The 18,244-nt window shown below is 68.9% G+C and carries 17 protein-coding genes; 9 read left to right on the forward strand and 8 right to left on the reverse strand.

Annotation, left to right across the window (positions count from 1 at the left end):
• Complete coding sequence (gene guaA / locus P6F26_RS10045) at positions 1–1,578, reverse strand: glutamine-hydrolyzing GMP synthase (RefSeq protein WP_278028548.1); 1,578 nt, start codon at positions 1,576–1,578, stop codon at positions 1–3.
• Between the two features lie 225 nt (positions 1,579–1,803).
• Here guaA and P6F26_RS10050 point away from each other — a divergent pair, with 225 nt between their 5' ends.
• Positions 1,804–3,354: a trimethylamine methyltransferase family protein gene (locus P6F26_RS10050; protein ID WP_278028549.1), complete on the forward strand. Its 1,551-nt coding sequence runs from the start codon at positions 1,804–1,806 to the stop codon at positions 3,352–3,354.
• On the opposite strand, the gene P6F26_RS10055 is transcribed toward P6F26_RS10050, so the two are convergent.
• Positions 3,347–3,607, reverse strand: coding sequence for a DUF6477 family protein (locus P6F26_RS10055; RefSeq protein ID WP_278028550.1), 261 nt, complete (start codon positions 3,605–3,607; stop codon positions 3,347–3,349). The genes P6F26_RS10050 and P6F26_RS10055 overlap by 8 nt on opposite strands.
• Before the next feature lie 247 nt (positions 3,608–3,854).
• Between P6F26_RS10055 and P6F26_RS10060 the strand changes: the two genes are divergently transcribed.
• Positions 3,855–4,964, forward strand: coding sequence for a DUF6456 domain-containing protein (locus P6F26_RS10060; RefSeq protein WP_278028551.1), 1,110 nt, complete (start codon positions 3,855–3,857; stop codon positions 4,962–4,964).
• Positions 4,965–5,072: 108 nt separating this feature from the next.
• A complete protein-coding gene (gene lipA, locus P6F26_RS10065; RefSeq protein ID WP_278028552.1) occupies positions 5,073–6,023 on the forward strand; it encodes a lipoyl synthase in 951 nt (316 codons plus the stop codon).
• An 11-nt stretch (positions 6,024–6,034) separates the two neighbouring features.
• Here the strand turns inward: lipA and P6F26_RS10070 are convergent, their stop codons facing one another.
• The 3 genes from P6F26_RS10070 to hpt form a co-directional block, all read right to left on the reverse strand.
• On the reverse strand, positions 6,035–6,928 hold the full coding sequence (locus P6F26_RS10070) for a cytochrome c (RefSeq protein ID WP_278028553.1): 894 nt from the start codon (positions 6,926–6,928) through the stop codon (positions 6,035–6,037).
• 44 nt (positions 6,929–6,972) lie between these two features.
• The gene (locus P6F26_RS10075; RefSeq protein WP_278028554.1) at positions 6,973–7,440 is read right to left on the reverse strand and encodes a c-type cytochrome; all 468 of its coding nucleotides are present in this window, start codon (positions 7,438–7,440) and stop codon (positions 6,973–6,975) included.
• Positions 7,441–7,552: 112 nt separating this feature from the next.
• Positions 7,553–8,113, reverse strand: coding sequence for a hypoxanthine phosphoribosyltransferase (gene hpt, locus P6F26_RS10080; RefSeq protein ID WP_278028555.1), 561 nt, complete (start codon positions 8,111–8,113; stop codon positions 7,553–7,555).
• A gap of 92 nt (positions 8,114–8,205) precedes the next feature.
• Between hpt and P6F26_RS10085 the strand changes: the two genes are divergently transcribed.
• Positions 8,206–8,670 (forward strand): type II toxin-antitoxin system RatA family toxin, encoded by a 465-nt coding sequence (locus P6F26_RS10085; protein WP_278028556.1) that lies wholly within the window; start codon positions 8,206–8,208, stop codon positions 8,668–8,670.
• Between the two features lie 18 nt (positions 8,671–8,688).
• On the opposite strand, the gene P6F26_RS10090 is transcribed toward P6F26_RS10085, so the two are convergent.
• From P6F26_RS10090 to P6F26_RS10100, 3 genes are read right to left on the reverse strand one after another with little or no spacing between them, the layout of a single operon-like run.
• Entirely contained in the window at positions 8,689–9,153 is a 465-nt protein-coding gene (locus tag P6F26_RS10090; protein WP_278028557.1) for a CinA family protein, read from the reverse strand.
• Positions 9,150–9,647 carry a phosphatidylglycerophosphatase A family protein gene (locus tag P6F26_RS10095; protein WP_278028558.1) on the reverse strand — a complete coding sequence of 166 codons (498 nt, stop codon included), beginning with the start codon at positions 9,645–9,647 and terminating at the stop codon, positions 9,150–9,152. The genes P6F26_RS10090 and P6F26_RS10095 overlap by 4 nt, the downstream gene beginning before the upstream one ends.
• Positions 9,644–10,831, reverse strand: coding sequence for a bifunctional 2-C-methyl-D-erythritol 4-phosphate cytidylyltransferase/2-C-methyl-D-erythritol 2,4-cyclodiphosphate synthase (locus tag P6F26_RS10100; RefSeq protein WP_278028559.1), 1,188 nt, complete (start codon positions 10,829–10,831; stop codon positions 9,644–9,646). The genes P6F26_RS10095 and P6F26_RS10100 overlap by 4 nt, the downstream gene beginning before the upstream one ends.
• Before the next feature lie 202 nt (positions 10,832–11,033).
• Between P6F26_RS10100 and dusB the strand changes: the two genes are divergently transcribed.
• From dusB to ntrX, 5 genes are all read left to right on the forward strand, one after another.
• Positions 11,034–11,999, forward strand: a complete 966-nt coding sequence (gene dusB / locus P6F26_RS10105) for a tRNA dihydrouridine synthase DusB (RefSeq protein WP_278028560.1) — start codon at positions 11,034–11,036, stop codon at positions 11,997–11,999.
• A complete protein-coding gene (locus tag P6F26_RS10110) occupies positions 11,996–13,066 on the forward strand; it encodes a two-component system sensor histidine kinase NtrB (RefSeq protein WP_278028561.1) in 1,071 nt (356 codons plus the stop codon). Before dusB ends, P6F26_RS10110 begins: the two co-directional genes overlap by 4 nt.
• Before the next feature lie 33 nt (positions 13,067–13,099).
• The gene (locus P6F26_RS10115) at positions 13,100–14,476 is read left to right on the forward strand and encodes a response regulator (protein WP_278028562.1); all 1,377 of its coding nucleotides are present in this window, start codon (positions 13,100–13,102) and stop codon (positions 14,474–14,476) included.
• Between the two features lie 155 nt (positions 14,477–14,631).
• Entirely contained in the window at positions 14,632–16,830 is a 2,199-nt protein-coding gene (locus P6F26_RS10120) for a sensor histidine kinase NtrY-like (protein ID WP_278028563.1), read from the forward strand.
• Positions 16,831–18,228: a nitrogen assimilation response regulator NtrX gene (ntrX, locus tag P6F26_RS10125; protein WP_278028564.1), complete on the forward strand. Its 1,398-nt coding sequence runs from the start codon at positions 16,831–16,833 to the stop codon at positions 18,226–18,228. It begins immediately after the preceding gene.
• The last annotated feature ends 16 nt before the right edge of the window (positions 18,229–18,244 follow it).

Raw genomic sequence — 18,244 nt, forward strand, 5'->3', positions numbered from 1 at the left:
TCATTCCCACTCGATCGTGCCGGGCGGCTTCGACGTGATGTCGTAGGTCACGCGGTTGATCCCCTTGACCTCGTTGATGATGCGCGTGGCCGTCTCGCCGAGGAAGTCGTGCGAGAAGGGGTAGTAGTCGGCGGTCATGCCATCGACGCTGGTGACCGCGCGAAGCGCGCAGGCGAAGTCGTAGGTCCGCCCGTCGCCCATCACGCCCACGGTGCGCACCGGAAGGATCGCGACGAAGGCCTGCCAGATCTCGTCGTAGAGGCCATGCTTGCGGATCTGGTCGATGTAGACCGCATCGGCCTTGCGCAGGATCTCGAGCTTCTCGCGCGTGATCTCGCCGGGACAGCGGATCGCGAGGCCGGGTCCGGGGAAGGGGTGGCGGCCGATGAAGCTTGCGGGAAGCCCCAGCTCGTGGCCAAGGGCGCGCACCTCGTCCTTGAAGAGCTCGCGCAGCGGCTCGACCAGCTTCAGGCCCATCTTCTCGGGCAGTCCGCCGACGTTGTGGTGCGACTTGATCGTCACCGACGGCCCGCCGGAGAACGAGACGCTCTCGATCACGTCGGGGTAAAGCGTGCCCTGCGCGAGGAACTCCGCACCCTCGATCCCGTCGGCGTAGTGCTGGAAGACGTCGATGAACAATGCGCCGATCGTCTTGCGCTTCGTCTCGGGATCGGAAACGCCGTCCAGCGCCGACAGGAACCGTTCGCTCTCGTCGGCGTGGATCAGCGGGATGTTGTAGTGGTCGCGGAACATCTTCACCACTTCCTCGGCCTCGTTCAGCCGCAGAAGCCCGTGGTCCACGAAGACGCAGGTCAGCTGGTCGCCGATCGCCTCGTGGATCAGCACCGCCGCGACGGACGAATCGACGCCACCCGACAGGCCGCAGATCACCTTGGCGTCGCCCACCGTCTCGCGGATCTGGCGGATCGCCTCGTCTCGGTAGGCGGCCATCGTCCAGTCGCCCTCGAAGCCCGCGATGCGGACGAAATTCTCGTAGAGCGTCCGCCCGTTCGGCGTGTGGTGCACCTCGGGGTGGAACTGGACGGCGTAGAAGTGCCGGTCGAGGTCGGCGGTCACGGCAAAGGGGGCGCCGGGCGAGGTCGCGTAGACCTGGAAGCCGGGCGCGAGGCGGCTGACATGGTCGCCGTGGCTCATCCAGACCTGCTCGCGCCCGTCGAGGAACCACCCCGTCAGAAGGTCGATCCGCTCCTCTGGGGGCTGGACGTAGGCGCGCCCGAACTCGGCCGTGCCCTCGCCGCGCAGGACCTCGCCGCCCAGCATCTGCATCATCACCTGCTGGCCGTAGCAGATGCCGAGGACCGGCACGCCGAGCGCGAACACCTTTTCGGGCGGGCGCGGCGAGCCCTCGTCGATCACGCTGGCCGGGCCGCCCGACAGGATCACGGCCTTGGGCGCGAACTCGTCGAGGAAGGCGTCGGTGACGTTCTGGAACGGATGGATCTCGCAGTAGACGTTCAGCTCGCGCAGGCGGCGGGCGATCAGTTGCGTGACCTGGCTGCCGAAGTCGACGATCAGCAGGCGTTCGTGATGGCGGGCGGGATCGGGGGCGTGCGTCATGCTGCAGGCTTAGGGCGCGGTCTTCGCGGGCGCAAGATGCGGCGGCGGGCCGGTGCGGGCGCGTGGCGTTTCGGGGTCGCCGCGCCCGCGCACGGGACCGCCCCGCGCCGCCATGACCGGCCCATGTCGCTTTTCCGCGCAAACTGCCGCAATCGGGCTTCGCGAAGCCGGGCGCGCGCGCTATCCCGCACTCCATCGGGTGCTCTGTCGCGAAAGGGAGTCGCTATGGCCGAGGCGGAACGTGTGGGCGGGCGGCGTGCGCGAGGCGGAGGCGGCGCTGCGCGCCGTGCAGAGCGTTCGGCCGTGCGCTTCGACACCGCGCGCTTCATCGAGCGCAACATCCCCAACCTCGAGATCCTCAACGAGGAAGCGCTCCAGATCATCGAGCACAACGCCGAGACGGTGCTGGAGGAGATTGGCGTCGCCTTCGTCGAGAACCCCGCCGCGCTCGACCGCTGGCGCGAGGCGGGCGCCGACGTGACCGGCGAGCGCGTGCGCATCCCCCGCGGCCTCGCGCGCAAGCTCTGCTCGACCGCGCCCTCGCGGTTCACGCAGATCGCGCGCAACCGCGCCCGCGACGTCGAGATCGGCGGCGGCAGCCTGGTGCTCGCGCCGGTCTACGGCCCGCCGTTCTGGCGCGACGTCCACGAGGGGCGGCGCTACGCCACGATGGCCGACTTCGAGAAGCTTGTGAAGCTCGGCTACATGTCCGAATGGCTCCACCATTCGGGCGGCACGGTTTGCGAACCCACGGACATCGCGGTCAACAAGCGCCACTTCGACATGCTCTACGCGCACATGAGCCTGAACGACAAACCCTTCATGGGGTCGGTCACCGAGCCCTCGCGCGCGAAGGATTCCGTCGACATGGCGCGCATCCTCTTCGGCGAGGACGTCGTCGACGCGAACTGCGTGCTGACATCGCTCATCAACATCAACTCGCCGCTGACCTTCGACGGCGTGATGATGGGCGCACTCGAGGAATACGCGAGCGCGGGACAGGCCTGCATCATCTCGCCCTTCATCGTGGGCGGCGCGATGGCGCCCGTCTCGGTCATGGGCACGCTGACCCAGGTGCTGGCCGAGGTGCTGGCGGGCGTCGCCTATTCCCAGCTCGTTCGCCCCGGCGCGCCCGCGATCTTCGGCGCCTTCGTGACCTCGATCGACATGAATTCCGGCGCGCCCACCTTCGGCACCCCGGAGGCGGCCCAGATCACCAACGGCGCGGGCCAGCTTGCCCGGCGCCTCGGGCTTCCGTTCCGCTCGGGCGGGGCGTTCAACGGCTCGAAGCTGCCCGATGCGCAGGCGGCCTACGAATCGGCGAACTCGCTCAACATGGCGCTCTTGTCGGGCGTGAACTTCATGCTTCACGCCTGCGGCTGGCTGGAGGGCGGTCTGGTGGCGAGCCCCGAGAAGTTCGTGATGGACGCCGACCAGCTCGGCGCGATCCACAAGCTCGCGGCGGGGGTGCCCGTCGACGAGAACGCGCAGGCGATGGACGCGCTGCGCGAGGTCGGGCCGGGCGGCCACTTCCTTGGCTGCGCGCACACCCAGGCCAACTACCAGGAAGCGTTCTGGCGCTCCAAGGTCCTCGACTACCGTCCGTTCGAGACCTGGGCGGAGGATGGCGGCAAGTCCACCTTCGAGCTGGCCGCGGCGCGGGTCGAGAAGCTTCTCGGCGACTACCAGGCGCCGCAGCTCGACCCCGCCATCGACGAGGCCCTCAAGGACTACATGGCGCGCCGCAAGGCCGAGATGCCGGACGCCTTCATCTGAGGGCGTCCGAGGCCTCGCCGGACCGCGCGGCGGACATCAGCGCGCTCATCACCTGCACATGGCGCCGCGGCGAATAGCCGAGGCCACCGCCCATGCGCGCGGCATTCAGCGCGGCCTCCTCCGCGAAAAGGCTGGACACCGGGCGCCGGCGCGCGCGCCTTGCCGCGCAGGCGGCCAGCGCCGCCTGCTGCGCCGCGCGCACCAGAAGGCCCGGGCGCCTGAGCTGGGCGAGCCGGTCTGTGAGGTCTGACATTGGCACAATCTCCGTCCCGTTGGTTCGATGCCGGGAACGATGCCGCGGGCGGCAGGCCTGTTGCGGCAAACGGCGAAGCGGCGCGCGGAGCCCTGCCTGTTGTTTACAAAATCGAAACAAATAATTCCAAATGCGGGTTATTTTAATCTTTTCGTAATCAATTCAGACCGAATTTGCTCGCGTCGTCCAACAGCGCGCGAGGGAAAGGGTCATGAAACTGGCCCCGTCGGAGCATGGCTCCGGAGCAATGATTCATATGCCCGAATGGGTGCCCGAGGAGGCGCGCCAATATCTCGCGCACGTCGCCGAGGGTCGGTCCATTCGCCATATCGCAAAGGCCCGTGGGCAGGCTCCCTCGACCGTTTCCAGGCGCCTTCGCCGGATCGAGGCACTGCGGGACGACCCCTTGATCGACGCGGCGCTCGACGCCCTCGCGGCCCATGCCGCGCCGCGCACCACACCTGACGAACCAGACCAGGAGCACGAGAAGATGACCGCACCGTTTCGTTCGCCGATTGTTTCGGAAGAGGCTACAATATCGCGCGAGGCCCGCAGGATCCTCCGCCGGCTCTGCGAGACCGGCGCGCTGCTCGCCGTGGCGGGCGACATGGAAAAGGCCGTCGTGTTGCGCCCCGGACCCGACGGCGAGCAGACCCGGACGGCCGTCGTCGACCGGCAGGTCGCGCAGGCCTTCGCGGTCAAGGACTGGATCGCCTGCACGAAGACGGGGCGTGTCGCGCGCTACGCGATCACGAATGTCGGGCGCACCGCCCTCAAGCGCCTGATCGAGGACGACCGGCGCCGCCGGCAGAGTGAAGGCCTCGCCGAGGCGCAGACGCCGTTCCAGGCGCAGCATTCGAGCTGGGGCGAGGCCGCGGTCACGACCGATGCAGGGCTGCGCACCCGGATGCGCGTCAACCTCGCGGAATGCCCGCTGGCGAGCCTTGCGCGGCGGCGGGGGCCGGACGGACTGCCGTTCCTGGCGCCTGACCTCGTGCAGGCGGGAGAAAGGCTGCGCGAGGACTTCGAGCGGGCGCAGATGGGCCCGCGCCTCGGCCAGAACTGGGAGCGGTTTCTGACGGCGGGCTCGGATCGCGGCGGTTTCCGCAACGATTCGGGGCTGGCCGAGGGACCGCGCGCGGCCCGCCAGCGCGTCATTGACGCCCAGGAGGCGTTGGGGCCGGGCCTTGCCGATGTCGTGATGCGGGTCTGCTGCTTCCTCGAAGGGCTGGAAACGGCCGAGCGCCGCCTCGGCTGGTCGGCGAGATCGGGCAAGATCGTGCTGAAGATCGGGCTTCAGCGCCTGCTGAAGCACTACGAGGACCGGCACGGCTTCGTGCCGGCGCTCCGCGAATGATGCGGCGGGCCGCCCGCGCCGGCCTGCGCGAAAGTTGCGCGGTTACTTTTTCCCCGCGCTCCACTATCTATCGTCCAACATCCAAGACGAGGAAAGCCGAGAAGGCCCATGCGCGATCTGAAGATCCCCCAGGAACGCCACCCCGAGAAGGCGCACCGTGCCGACAATGCCCAGCCCAAGAAGCCGAGCTGGATCCGCGTGAAGGCCCCGGTGGGCGAGGGATACCGCAAGACCCGCGAGATCGTGCGCGAGCACAAGCTCGTCACCGTCTGCGAGGAGGCGGGATGCCCCAATGCCGGCGAATGCTGGAGCCAGGGCCATGCGACCATGATGATCATGGGCGAGATCTGCACCCGCGGCTGCACCTTCTGCAACGTGGCCACGGGGCGTCCGCAGGACCTCGACCTGTTCGAGCCGGGCCGCGTCGCCGATGCCGTCCAGAAGCTGGGCCTGAACCATGTGGTGATCACCTCCGTCGACCGTGACGATCTCGAGGATGGCGGGGCCGAGCATTTCGCGATGACGATCCGGGCGATCCGCAAGCGTTCGCCCGGCACCACGATCGAGATCCTGACGCCCGACTTCCTGAAATGCGATCCGTCGGTTCTGGAGACGGTGGTCGAGGCGAAGCCCGACGTCTTCAACCACAACCTCGAGACGGTTCCGGCGCTTTACCCGACCGTCCGTCCCGGCGCGCGATACTTCCACTCGCTCAGGCTGCTGCAGCGGGTGAAGGAGATGGATCCCGCCATGTTCACGAAGTCGGGCATCATGGTGGGGCTCGGCGAGGACCGCCAGTCGGTCCTGCAGGTCATGGACGACATGCGCGCGGCGGACGTCGATTTCCTGACCATCGGCCAGTACCTTCAGCCGACGCCCAAGCACCACGCCGTGGACCGTTTCGTGCATCCCGACGAATTCGCGGCCTACGAGAAGTCGGCCTATGGCAAGGGCTTCCTGATGGTCTCGGCAACGCCGCTGACGCGGTCGAGCTACCATGCGGGCGACGATTTCGAACGCCTGCGGGCCAACCGGATGGCGAAGCTCGGCATCGCCTGAGGGCCTGTCGCCTAGTCCGACGCCTCGGGCAGCGCCTTGAGGTAGGCCGCGATGGCCTGCCGGTCGGCGTCGTCAAGGTTCGCAAGGTTGCGCACGACGCTCGCCATCGACCCGCTCGCGGTGTCGAAGTCGGGCGCGAAGCCGTCCTTAAGGTAGGCCGCGATCTCGTCCCGGCTCCAGGTCAGGTCGTCCGGGGTCAGGGCGGGGATCGTGCCCGTTCCCGACGGGTTCGGCGCCCCCGCGAACCACCGGTCTCGATCCAGACCGCCCGTGGCGTCTCGCGGCGTGTGGCATTCCGCGCAATGGGCGAGCGCCTCGGCGAGGTAGCGTCCGCGCATGGCCTCCGCCCCGAGCGCGCCCCGCACGGCGAAGTCGTCGTGCACGTTCAGGAGCTTCCAGAGGCCGATCCCCCGCCGGATCGTGAAGGGAAACGCAAGCTCGTGCGGCTGGCTGGGCGTGTCCGAGGCGGGCAGCGTCCGCCAGAACGCCCAGAGGTCCACGATATCCTGCCGCTCGGCGAGCGCGTAGGAGGCATAGGGGAAAGCGGGGTAGTAGTGGCGCCCGTCGGGTGAGACGCCCCGTGTAACGGCGGTGACGAACTGGGCCTGCGTCCAGCCGCCGATGCCATGCTCGGCGTCCATCGAGACGTTTGGGGCGACGAAGGTCCCGAAGTCGGAATTCAGCCGGCCGCCGCCGGACAGAACGAGCCTGTCCTCGCCTGTCGCGTCCTCCGCCGCGTGGCACGACGCGCAGCCGGCAGCCCAGAACACGGCCTCGCCCCGCGAGGCGTCCCCCTCGAGCCCGGCTAGGTCTGCTTCGCTCAGGTGCGCGGGCCACGTCAGCGCGGTGAACGCGCCGAGGCCCACGAGGGCGAGGGCTGCGGATATGAGGACGACTGCGCGCATCGCGGGGATGCGGGGCCAGCCGTCGCGGCGGCCCCGCCTCGGGGTCAGTCTTCGGCCTGGTAGGTGTCGTGGCAGGCGCCACAGGCGGCCCCCACCGGCCCGAGAGCGCCGCGCATCTGGTCGAGGCCGCCGCCGGCCGCCGCGGCGAGCCCGCCCGCCGCCGCGCCGAGGGCCTGGTATTTCTCGTCGAAATCCGCCCGGCTCTCCCAGATCTCCGGGAGGGCCCGCGTGCCGATCAGTGCCATGTTGTCGGTGCCCTCGGGCCAGGAGAAACGCTGGTCGATCGAGGATAGCGCCACGAGGTTGTCGGCGGCTGCCTGCGCCGTTTCGGCGTCGTAGTCGGCATCGCCGCGCGCCATGCTCACCAACGTGCCGAGGTTCAGCCCCATGAGCTTCATCTGGCCCTGCCGCGCCTCGACAGGAAACGGGAGATCCTGTGCGATGGCGGGCGGCGCGGCCGAAAAGGCGGCGGCGAGCGCTGCGAGCGCGAGAAACGACGTGCGGATGGTCATGGTGCTGAATGCTCCGATACGAATTGAATGGCTGTGCTGAGAGCGTACGGACCTGCGACACGCCGTCAATGAAACGTTCCGTGATGCCCCGCACAGGCGGGTGCCTGCGCGCTCAGCCCGTGGGCGCGCCCATGCGGACCTTGCCGATGAAGGGCAGGTTGCGGTTTCTCTGGGCGTAGTCGATGCCGTAGCCCACCACGAACTCGTCGGGGATCTCGAAGCCGGTCCAGTCGGCGCGAACGTCCACCTCGCGGCGCGTCGGCTTGTCCAGAAGCGCGATGGTCCGCAGGCGGCGGGGCTTTCGCGTCTTCAGAAGCTTCACCACGTGGTCGAGGGTGAAGCCCGTGTCGACGATGTCCTCCACCACCAGCACGTCGCGCCCGGCGATCTCGCCGCGAAGATCCTTGAGGATGCGCACCTCGCGCGAGGAATGCATTGCGTCGCCGTAGGAGGAGGCTTCGAGGAAATCGACCTCGACCGGCAGATCGAGTTCGCGCACGAGGTCCGCGATGAAGACGAAGCTGCCGCGCAGAAGGCCCACGACAACCAGTTTCTCGGTCCCCGCGAAGGCCGCCTCGATCTCGCGGGCGAGCGCCTCGATGCGGGCCGCGATGGACTTGGCCGAGATCATCTGCACGACCTCGTAGCTGCCGTTTCCACTGGGCTGCGCCATCATGTCCCCCTGTCGGATCCGGCCCGGAACCTTGATTTCCGGAACCGTTTTTAAGACATGCGGTTGAAACGCGAAAGATGGAAAGGCCCGGGATGCCCGCGCATTCGGAAACCAGAAGGCTGCCGCACACGGCCGAGCAGATGTACGACCTTGTCGCGGACGTGGCGAATTACCCGAAGTTCATCCCGTGGATCGCGGCGGCGCGCGTGCGCTCGGTCACGCCCGAGGGCGACCACGAGGTGATGCTTGCCGATCTCGTCGTGGGCTTCCGCATGTTCCGCGAGAAATTCCTGTCGAAGGTCACGATGTGGGAGGGGACGCGCCGCATCGACACCGAATACATTGAGGGACCGTTCCGGCACATGCGCTCGACCTGGGTGTTCCGCGACGTGGACGAGGGCGGCTGCGAGGTCAGCTTCGACGTGGATTTCGAGTTCCGCAACAGGCTTTTGCAGGGGGCCGCGGGCCTGTTCTTCCACGAGGCGATGCAACGCATCGTGCGCGCCTTCGAGGCCCGCGCCGACGAGTTGCATGGAAAGGACGCCGCGACCGTCTGAGCCTTGGGCGGCGCGCGCTCAGCCGAGGGCGTCCAGCACCATGGCGAGCGCGTGCTCGACGCTGGCGGCGCGCACGGCGTCCCGCCCGAGGGGCCCGAACTCGACCGTTTCCGTTCGGACTTTGTCGTCCCACGCGACGCCGAAGCACACCCGGCCCTCGGGCTTGTGCTCGGACCCGCCAGGGCCCGCGATGCCGGTGACGGCGACCGCGATGCTGGCATGGGAGCGGTCGAGCGCGCCGCGCGCCATCTCGGCCGCGACCGGTTCGGAGACGGCGCCGTGGGTGTCGAGCGTGGCGCGCGCGACGCCCAGCATCTCTATCTTGGCGGCGTTCGAATAGGTCACGAAGCCGCGGTCCAGCACCTTCGAGGATCCAGGCACGTCGGTGATCCGCGCGGCGATCAGCCCACCGGTGCAGCTTTCGGCGGTGGCGAGCATCCAGCCCTTGTCCGCGACCGCCCTGATGAACGCCTCGGCGCTCATGACGTGGCGATCATGGGGACATGGGCGATGACTGCGGCCGCCGCCACGACCAGCGCGGCGATCCAGCCCGCGATCAGGTCGTCGGCCATCACGCCCATCGCGCCTTCCTGCCGGTCGGCCCAGCCCACGGGGCCCGGCTTCCAGATGTCGAAGAGACGGAAGGCCACGAAAGCCGTAACGATGCCGGGCCAGAGCGCGAGGAAGTCCGCGCCTGCGAAGGCCGCGCCGAAGGACACCGGCCAGAGCGCGATCCATTGTCCCGCCACCTCGTCGATGACGATTTCGGAGGGGTCCTTGATGTCGCTGTCCGCGATCTCGCGCCCGACCGCCCACCACCCGGCCGCCGTCACCACGACGGTCGCTGCGGCAAGCAGCCAGAAGCCGCCGGCCTCGTGCAGCGCCCATGCCAACGGGATCGCCGCGAGGCTTCCCCATGTGCCGGGCGCGGGACGGATGTGGCCGATGCCGAAGAGGGTCGCGATCATGCCTGTCATCGTTTCACCAGCGTCACGGTCGCAAGCGCCGCGATCCCTTCCTCGCGCCCGGTGAAGCCGAGCCGTTCCGTCGTCGTGGCCTTGACCGACACGCGGCCCTCCTCAATGCGCAGAAGCCGCGCCAGTTCCGCCCGCATCGCCGCCGCATGCGGGCCCACCTTGGGCCGCTCGCAGATCAGCGTCACGTCGGCATGTGTGATCGCGAAACCCCGATCCGTGGCGATGTTCACGGCATGGGTCATGAAGACATGGCTTGCAGCCCCCTTCCATTGCGGGTCGCTCGGGGGGAAATGGGTGCCGATGTCGCCCTCGGCCAGCGCGCCGTAGATGGCGTCGGTCAGGGTGTGCAGGCCCACGTCGGCGTCCGAATGGCCCTGGAGCCCGCGCTCGTGCGGCACCTTCACGCCGCAGAGCATGACGTGATCGCCCGGCCCGAAGCGGTGCACGTCGAAGCCGTTGCCGGTGCGGATGTCCATCGTGGTGCGGTCCTCCTCGACGATCCGCGCGGCGCGGGCGAAGTCGCCCGGCGCGGTGATCTTGATGTTGTTCTCGTCGCCCGGCGTGATCGCGACGGCAAGCCCGCCGGCGCGCGCCACCTCAACGTCGTCGGCCGCCGCGCCGCCGCGGTCTGCATGGGCGGCATGGGCCGCGCGGATCGCCCCGAGGTGGAAGCCCTGTGGCGTCTGCGCCCGCCAGAGCCCGTCGCGCGCCTCGGTGCCCGTGACCGTGGCCGCGCCGCGCCAGAGCGCGTCCGTGACGGCGAGGGCAGGGGCCGCGCCCTCGTGGCTGGAGAGCGCGGCGAGCACGCCGTCGATCACCTCGCGGCGCACCAGTGGGCGGGCGGCGTCGTGGATCAGCACGAAGGGCAGCGCCCCCGAGACTGCGGCAAGGCCCGCCCGCACCGAGGCGTCGCGCGTGTCGCCGCCTTCGACGTCGCGCAGCGGCTTGGCCGAAGCGACGCCGCTTGCGGCATAGAGTTCGGCATCGGCGGCGTTCCGAACCACGACGATTTCACCGATCGCGGGGTGCGCGTCGAAGGCCGCGACCGTCCGGGCCAGCACCGATTGTCCGCCCAGGTCACGGAATTGCTTGGGCAATCCCGCGCCCGCACGCACGCCCCTGCCGGCAGCGACGATGATCGCTGCGGCGACGGGAGGGGCTGGTTCGCGGGTCGGGTCGTTCATGCCGCCGGTTTACGGGCATCCCGTTCCCCGCACAATGCGACGCTGTATTTGCCTAAATAATGTGCAATAAGGTCAATCTGTGATCTGAGCGCCCGGCCCCGCCTTGAAAGGAGGGGCTTTCCTTTGAACTCCGGTGCGGCCCGCACTATCGACTAGATCGTCGTGCACAAGGATTGAGCATTTGTCCGTTTCGCTGGCAACAATGGACCTGTCGCCGCCCGTGATCCTCGCCCCCATGGCCGGGATCACGGACCTTCCGTTCCGGCGCCTCGTGGCGTCGTTCGGGGCGGGCCTTGTCGTGTCGGAAATGGTGGCGAGCCAGGAAATGGTCGAGGCCAAGCCCTCGGCGCGCGCCCGCGCCGAACTGGGCCTTACCGAAGCTGCGACCGCCGTGCAGCTCGCTGGCCGCGATCCGCGGTGGATGGCCGAGGCCGCGCGCATCGCCGAAGGGCAGGGGGCGCGGGTCATCGACATCAACATGGGGTGCCCGGCCAAGAAGGTCGTGGGCGGACTTTCGGGATCGGCGCTGATGCGCGACCTCGACCACGCGCTGACGCTGATCGAGGCGGTCGTGGGCGCGGTGGGCGTGCCGGTGACGCTGAAGACGCGGCTTGGCTGGGACGACACGGCGCTGAACGCGGCAGATCTCGCGCGGCGGGCCGAGGGAGCGGGCATCTCCATGATCACGATCCACGGGCGGACGCGCTGCCAGTTCTACAAGGGCCGCGCCGACTGGGCGGCCATCCGCGCGGTCAGGGACGCCGTGCGCATCCCGGTGATCGCCAACGGCGACATCAGGGACGCCGCGGACGCCGCGCGCGCGCTGGAGCGATCGGGCGCGGACGGGGTCATGGTTGGCCGCGGTGCGCAGGGCCGGCCCTGGGCGCTGGCCGGGATCGTGGCCGCGCTGTTCGGGACGCCTGCGCCGCGCATTCCCCGGGGCGCGGCGCTGGCCGCGATGGTGGCCCGCCACTACGAGGACATGCTGTCCTTCTACGGCACGGCTCTGGGCCTGCGCGTCGCGCGCAAGCATCTCGGCTGGTACATGGACGAGGCCGGGACGCCCGGCGCCTTGCGCAAGAGCGTCCTGACCGCGACCGACCCGCGCGCGGTCCTGCGGGCGATCCACGCGGCCCTCGCCGCCGCACCGCAGGCGGCCGCCGCATGACGCAGGTGACGAACTCGCTCTGGGCCTCGCTTCCGGTGCCCGCGCTGCTCGTCGATGCCGAGGACCGGATCTGCGACGTGAACCCCGCCGCCGAGACCTTTCTCAACGCCTCGCGGAAATCGCTCGAGGGCCATCCCGTCTGGGACAAGATCTTCGTCGACGCCCCGCTCGAGGACGCCTTCTCGCGCATCCGCAGCGGCCACTCGGCGCTGTTCGTCAATTCGGTGGACGTGGGCACCGGCAGCCGCAAGCCCGTTTCATGCGACGTGCAGATCGCGCCGCTTGTGGACAAGCCCGACCATGTGCTGGTCCTTCTGGAAAACCGCGAGCTTGCCGGGCGGCTCGACCGGGCGATGTCGTCGAAATCCGCCGCGAAGTCCGCGATCGGCATGGCCGAGATGCTGGCCCACGAGATCAAGAACCCGCTCGCGGGCATCACCGGCGCGGCACAGCTGATCTCGATGAGCGCCAGCGGCGAGGAGCGCGAGCTGACCGACCTCATCGTCGAGGAGACGCGGCGCATCCTGAAGCTTCTGAGCCAGGTCGAGGAGTTCGGCAACGTCCGCCCGCCCGAGCGGCGCGCGGTCAACATCCACGACGTGCTCGACCGGACGCGCAAGCTTGCCGCAGTGGGCTTCGCCGCGCACATGCGCATCGAGGACGACTACGACCCGTCGCTGCCGCCGACATGGGCCGATCCCGACCAGCTGCAGCAGGTTTTCCTGAACCTTCTGAAGAACGCGGCCGAGGCGGGCCGGTCGGGCGGCACGATCCGGATCAGGACGTTCTACGAGCTGTCCCTGAAGGTGCGCCGCCGCGACGGGACGGGCGGCGCCGTCCCCCTGCAGGTCGAGGTCATCGACGACGGGCCGGGCATTCCCCCCGACATCGCCGCCGACATCTTCGAGCCCTTCGTCTCGGGCCGCGAGAACGGAACCGGCCTCGGCCTCGCGCTGATTTCCAAGATCATTTCCGACCATGACGGCTGGATCGCGGTGGATTCCGTTCCCGGCCGCACCGTCTTCCGCATCTCCCTTCCCATCGCGCCGCGCGAGGTCCCGCCATGAGCGCGCGCGCCCTGAAAACCGGAGCATACTGACATGGACGGCACCGTTCTCGTCGCCGACGACGACCGCACCATCCGCACGGTCCTGACGCAGGCGCTGACGCGCGCGGGCTGCAAGGTCCACGCCACCTCCAGCCTGATGACGCTGATGCGGTGGGTGGACGAGGGCAAGGGCGACCTGGTGATCTCGGACGTGATCATGCCCGACGGCAACGGCCTCGACACGCTGCCCCAGATCAGCGAACGCCGCCCGGGCCTGCCGGTCATCATCATCTCGGCGCAGAACACGATCATGACGGCGATCCAGGCCACCGAGGCGGATGCCTACGACTACCTGCCCAAGCCGTTCGACCTGCCCGACCTGATGAAGCGCGCGGCCCGCGCGCTCGACCAGAAGCGCCGCGCGCCCTCCGCCTCGAAACCGCCCGCCGAGGCCGTCCCCTCCGCGCAGGAGGACCTGCCGCTGGTGGGGCGCACGGCCTCGATGCAGGCGCTCTATCGGCTGGTGGCGCGGGTGATGAACACCGATCTGCCCGTCCTCGTCACCGGCGAAAGCGGCACCGGCAAAAGCCTGATCGCGCGCGCCATTCACGACTTCTCGGACCGCCGCACGCTGCCCTTCGTGGTGGCCTCGCCAGGCGATCTCGAAGGCATGGACGGGCCCTCGGCGGTCCTTGCGCGGGCGCGGGGCGGTTCGATCCTGTTCGACGAGGTGGGCGATCTGGGCGAGGCGGCGCAGGGCAAGATCGTGCGGATGCTCGACGCGCTCGGCGACAGCGCGCCGCGCGTCATGGCCACCTCCCAGCGCGACCTGATGGAGCGGATGGAGGCGGGCGATTTCCGGCAGGACCTGTTCTACCGCCTCGGCGGCGTCTCCATCGCGGTGCCCTCGCTGCGTGAGCGGGTGGACGACATCCCGCTTCTCGCAAGCCATTTCCTCGCGCGGGCCGAGCGTGACGGCGCGCCGGTGCGCCGTTTCTCCTCCGAGGCGATGGAGCTGATTCGGGCCTACTCGTGGCCCGGCAACGTGCGCCAGCTGGAGAACACGATCCGCCGGCTCACCGTCACCAGCCCCGCCGAAGAGATCGCCCGCTCCGAGATCGAGGCGGTTCTGGGCTCGCAGCCCGCGATCGAGCCGCTGATGGGCGGCGGTCAGGGCGACAAGCTGGCGGCGTCGGTCGGCAAGCACCTGCGGCGCTACTTCGACCTGCATGGCGGGGTGCTTCCGCCGCCGGGTCTTTATACCCGGATCCTGCGCGAGGTTGAGACGCCGCTGATCGAGATCGCCCTCGAGGCGACCGGCGGCAATCAGGCCAAATGTGCGGAATTGCTGGGGATCAACCGCAATACCTTGAGAAAGAAGATCACCGACCTCGATATCCGCGTGACTCGGCGGCGCAAATTGATGTAAAAGCGCAACAGGCGCGTGGCACAATAAGCACGGCCTGAACAGCTCGGGCAGGGCGCCTGACGTCCGTGAGGGAGCAGTGGTGTAACGTGGTTGAACGGCCGGCGGACAGCGGGGCGGATAGGGTTCCTTCATCTCCGATCGAGCGGCTCGCCCGGATGCGGCGGCACCGCACATGGCGGTCTGCCGGCACGCTGGGGCTTGTCACGCTCGGGCCCGTGCTGGCGATGGCGACCTTCCTCGTGCTGGGGCCCCTGGCCACCTCCATCGTCACGCCCGCCCTGCGCCTCGTGCTCCTGGCCGACCTGGTCTACATCCTCGTGGTGGCGGCCCTCGTGCTGCGCGAGGTGGCGCGCATCGTGGCCTCGCGGCGCGCGCGGTCGGCGGGCTCGCGGCTGCACCTGCGGCTCACGGGCGTCTTCGCCATCGTCGCGCTGGTGCCCACGATCCTTGTCGCGGTCTTCGCCACGATCACCGTGAACATGGGCCTCGAGGGGTGGTTCTCGGACCGGGTCTCGACCGCGCTCGGCAATTCGGTGGACGCCGCGACCGCCTACCAGCAGGAACATCGCGACGACCTTTCCGAGGATGCGACGGCGCTCGCGGCCTTCCTCAACCTCAACCGCCGCGCGGCGCCTTTCCTGACCGATGGCGAACTCAGGCAGCTTCTGAGCCAGGGCCAGGGCCGCATCCAGCGGGGTCTGAGCGAGGCCTTCGTGATCGACGGCGGCGGCGAGATTCGCGCACGCGGCGAGCGAAGCTACCTTTTCGACTACGAACGCCCCTCGCAGGAGGATCTCGACCGGGCCGAAGCGGGCGAGCTGGTCATCGTCGAGGACCGAGCGCAGAGCGAGTTTCGCGCGCTCCTGCGCCTTGGCGCGTTTCCCGACCGCTACCTCTACATCAGCCGCGACGTGGACGGCGAGATCATCTCGCTTCTCGACGAGACGCAGCAGACGGTGCAGCTCTATCGCCAGCTCGAGCTTGACCGGGGGCGGGTGCTGTTCGAGTTCGGGCTGCTCTACCTCGGCTTCGCGATCATCATGATCCTCGCCGCGATCTGGCTCGGACTGTGGTTCGCCGAGCGCCTGTCGCGGCCCGTGGGGCGGCTTGCCAGCGCGGCGCAGCGCGTGGGGCAGGGCGATCTCGACGTCCGTGTCGCGGAGGAGCAGACCGACGACGAAATCGCGATGCTGGGCCAGCTGTTCAACCAGATGACGCGCCAGCTCAAGGGCCAGCGCGACGCGCTGGTGGAGCAGAACGCGGCGACCGAGGCGCGGAGGCGGCTGTTCGATTCCGTTCTGACCAGCGTGACCGCGGGGGTGATCGGGCTGAACGCGGAGGGGCGGATCGATTTCATGAACCGCTCGGCGATCCGGCTTCTTGGCCTGATCGACCAGCGCGACTCGGGCCTGTCGCTGCAGGCCGCGGTGCCCGAGTTCGGGGCGCTGTTCGAGCGGCTGACCGGCAGCTTCAGCGAAAGCGTGCAGGAGGAGATCAAGCTGACGCGGCGCGGCAAGCAGGAAAGCCTGCTGGTCCGCATGGCGACGCGGCGCAACACCGACGGGGCGCTCGAGGGCTATGTCGTGGCCTTCGACGACGTGACAGACCTCGTGTCGGCGCAGCGTCTGGCGGCATGGGGCGACGTCGCGCGGCGCATCGCCCACGAGATCAAGAACCCGCTCACGCCGATCCAGTTGTCGGCCGAGCGCATCAACCGCAAGTTCGCGCGCCACCTGCCGCCCGAGGACGCCGAGAAGCTCGCCCAGATGACCGAGGTCGTGGTGCGCCAGACCAACGACCTGCGCCGGATCGTGGACGAGTTCTCCAAGTTCGCCCGGATGCCCGAGCCCGAGACCCGCGCCGAGGACGCCGTGAAGCTTCTGCGCGAGGCCGTCACCCTGCAGCAATCCGGTCAGCCCGGCACGCGGTTCGACGTGTCGCTGCCGGACGCGCCGGTGCTGGCCGAGCTGGACGCCACGATGATCGGGCAGGCGTTCACGAACCTCATCAAGAACGGTGGGGAAGCCATTGAAACCTTGATGGAAAAGGGTGCGCCAGATGGTTTCGTGCCCGAGCTTCGCATCGCCATGACCACGACGCCCGACACAGTTGTCGTGGACATCGCCGACAACGGCATCGGCCTGCCGCCGGACCGGGCGAAGCTGTTCGAGCCCTACGTCACCACGCGCGAGAAGGGCACCGGCCTGGGCCTGCCCATCGTCAAGAAGATCGTCGAGGAGCACGGCGGAACGCTGGAGCTTGTCGATGCCGATCAATTCCATGAAGGCGCGCATCGCGGAGCGATGGCGCGCATCACATTGCCGCGCCTCAGGGCGGAAACCGGGGAGGACTAGATGACCGACATTCTGGTGGTGGACGACGAGCGCGATATCCGCGAGCTGATCTGCGACATCCTCGAGGACGAGGGCTTCACGACACGGCGCGCGGGCACCTCGGACGAATGCATGTCCGAGCTGAACAAGGCCGCGCCGGGGCTCATGGTGCTCGACATCTGGCTCAAGGACAGCAGCATGGACGGGATCGACATCCTGAAACATGTGCGCCAGGACAATCCCGACGTGCCGGTCGTCATCATCTCGGGACACGGCAACATCGAGATCGCCGTCGCCGCGATCAAGCAGGGCGCCTACGACTTCATCGAGAAGCCGTTCAACATCGACCAGCTTCTCGTCGTGATCCGCCGCGCGATGGAGACCTCGCGCCTGCGCCGCGAGAACTCCCAGCTGCGCCGGCAGGAGGTCCGCGCGACCGACCTCGTGGGAAGCTCGCCCGCCCTGAAGATGCTGAAGTCGCAGCTTGAGAAGGTCACGAAGTCGAACGGACGTGTGATGCTGAAGGGCGGCCCCGGCTCGGGCAAGGAGGTGGCCGCGCGCTGGATCCACGCCAATTCCAACCGCGCGGGCGCGCCCTTCGTCACCGTGTCCTCCGCCGCGATCCAGCCCGACCACATGGAGGAGGTTCTGTTCGGCCGCGAAAGTCCCGAGCGCGGGGTGGAGCAGGGGTTGCTGGAACAGGCCCATGGCGGCGTGATCTACTTCGACGAGGTGGCGGACATGCCGCCGGGCACCCAGTCGAAGATCCTGCGCGTCCTCGTCGACCAGTCCTTCACCCGCGTGGGCGGCACCGCGAAGGTGCGCGTCGATCTCAGGGTGATCTCGTCGACGACGCGCGACCTGACCGCCGAGATCGCCGCGGGCCGCTTCCGCGAGGAGCTCTTTCACCGGCTGAACGTCGTGCCGATCGAGGTGCCGAAGCTGGAGGACCGGCGCGAGGACATCCCCGAACTGGCCCGCTTCTTCATCGAGACGTTCAACCGCGAGCAGGGCCTTGCGCTGCGCGAGCTGGGCGAGGACGCGGTCGCGATGCTTCAGACGATGAGCTGGCCGGGCAACGTGCGCCAGCTGCGCAACGTGGTGGAGCGCGTCCTGATCCTTGGCGAGGGCACCGGCCCGATCGAGGCGCGCGACCTGCCTGCCTCCTCCGAGCAGACGTCGGGCGAGGGAGACGAGATGTCGCTGTCCGCCTCGCTCACCACGCTGCCGCTGCGCGAGGCGCGCGAGCTGTTCGAGCGGCACTACCTCATGGCGCAGATCAACCGCTTCGGCGGCAACATCAGCCGCACGGCGAATTTCGTCGGCATGGAGCGCTCGGCGCTGCACCGCAAGCTCAAGTCGCTGGGCGTGGTGACGTCGAACAAGGCCGGCGCACGGATGGCGCAGGTCGAGGAGTGACGCCGGGGCGCCGCGC

The organism is Roseicyclus salinarum (genome assembly GCF_029624655.1).
Lineage (GTDB): Bacteria > Pseudomonadota > Alphaproteobacteria > Rhodobacterales > Rhodobacteraceae > Roseibacterium > Roseibacterium salinarum.

Coding starts and splice junctions, on each gene's coding strand:
- guaA (WP_278028548.1), bottom strand. CDS start 1,578: ATGACGCACGCCCCCGATCCCGCCCGCCATCACGAACGCCTGCTGATC.
- P6F26_RS10050 (WP_278028549.1), top strand. CDS start 1,804: ATGGCCGAGGCGGAACGTGTGGGCGGGCGGCGTGCGCGAGGCGGAGGC.
- P6F26_RS10055 (WP_278028550.1), bottom strand. CDS start 3,607: ATGTCAGACCTCACAGACCGGCTCGCCCAGCTCAGGCGCCCGGGCCTT.
- P6F26_RS10060 (WP_278028551.1), top strand. CDS start 3,855: ATGATTCATATGCCCGAATGGGTGCCCGAGGAGGCGCGCCAATATCTC.
- lipA (WP_278028552.1), top strand. CDS start 5,073: ATGCGCGATCTGAAGATCCCCCAGGAACGCCACCCCGAGAAGGCGCAC.
- P6F26_RS10070 (WP_278028553.1), bottom strand. CDS start 6,928: ATGCGCGCAGTCGTCCTCATATCCGCAGCCCTCGCCCTCGTGGGCCTC.
- P6F26_RS10075 (WP_278028554.1), bottom strand. CDS start 7,440: ATGACCATCCGCACGTCGTTTCTCGCGCTCGCAGCGCTCGCCGCCGCC.
- hpt (WP_278028555.1), bottom strand. CDS start 8,113: ATGGCGCAGCCCAGTGGAAACGGCAGCTACGAGGTCGTGCAGATGATC.
- P6F26_RS10085 (WP_278028556.1), top strand. CDS start 8,206: ATGCCCGCGCATTCGGAAACCAGAAGGCTGCCGCACACGGCCGAGCAG.
- P6F26_RS10090 (WP_278028557.1), bottom strand. CDS start 9,153: ATGAGCGCCGAGGCGTTCATCAGGGCGGTCGCGGACAAGGGCTGGATG.
- P6F26_RS10095 (WP_278028558.1), bottom strand. CDS start 9,647: ATGACAGGCATGATCGCGACCCTCTTCGGCATCGGCCACATCCGTCCC.
- P6F26_RS10100 (WP_278028559.1), bottom strand. CDS start 10,831: ATGAACGACCCGACCCGCGAACCAGCCCCTCCCGTCGCCGCAGCGATC.
- dusB (WP_278028560.1), top strand. CDS start 11,034: ATGGACCTGTCGCCGCCCGTGATCCTCGCCCCCATGGCCGGGATCACG.
- P6F26_RS10110 (WP_278028561.1), top strand. CDS start 11,996: ATGACGCAGGTGACGAACTCGCTCTGGGCCTCGCTTCCGGTGCCCGCG.
- P6F26_RS10115 (WP_278028562.1), top strand. CDS start 13,100: ATGGACGGCACCGTTCTCGTCGCCGACGACGACCGCACCATCCGCACG.
- P6F26_RS10120 (WP_278028563.1), top strand. CDS start 14,632: ATGCGGCGGCACCGCACATGGCGGTCTGCCGGCACGCTGGGGCTTGTC.
- ntrX (WP_278028564.1), top strand. CDS start 16,831: ATGACCGACATTCTGGTGGTGGACGACGAGCGCGATATCCGCGAGCTG.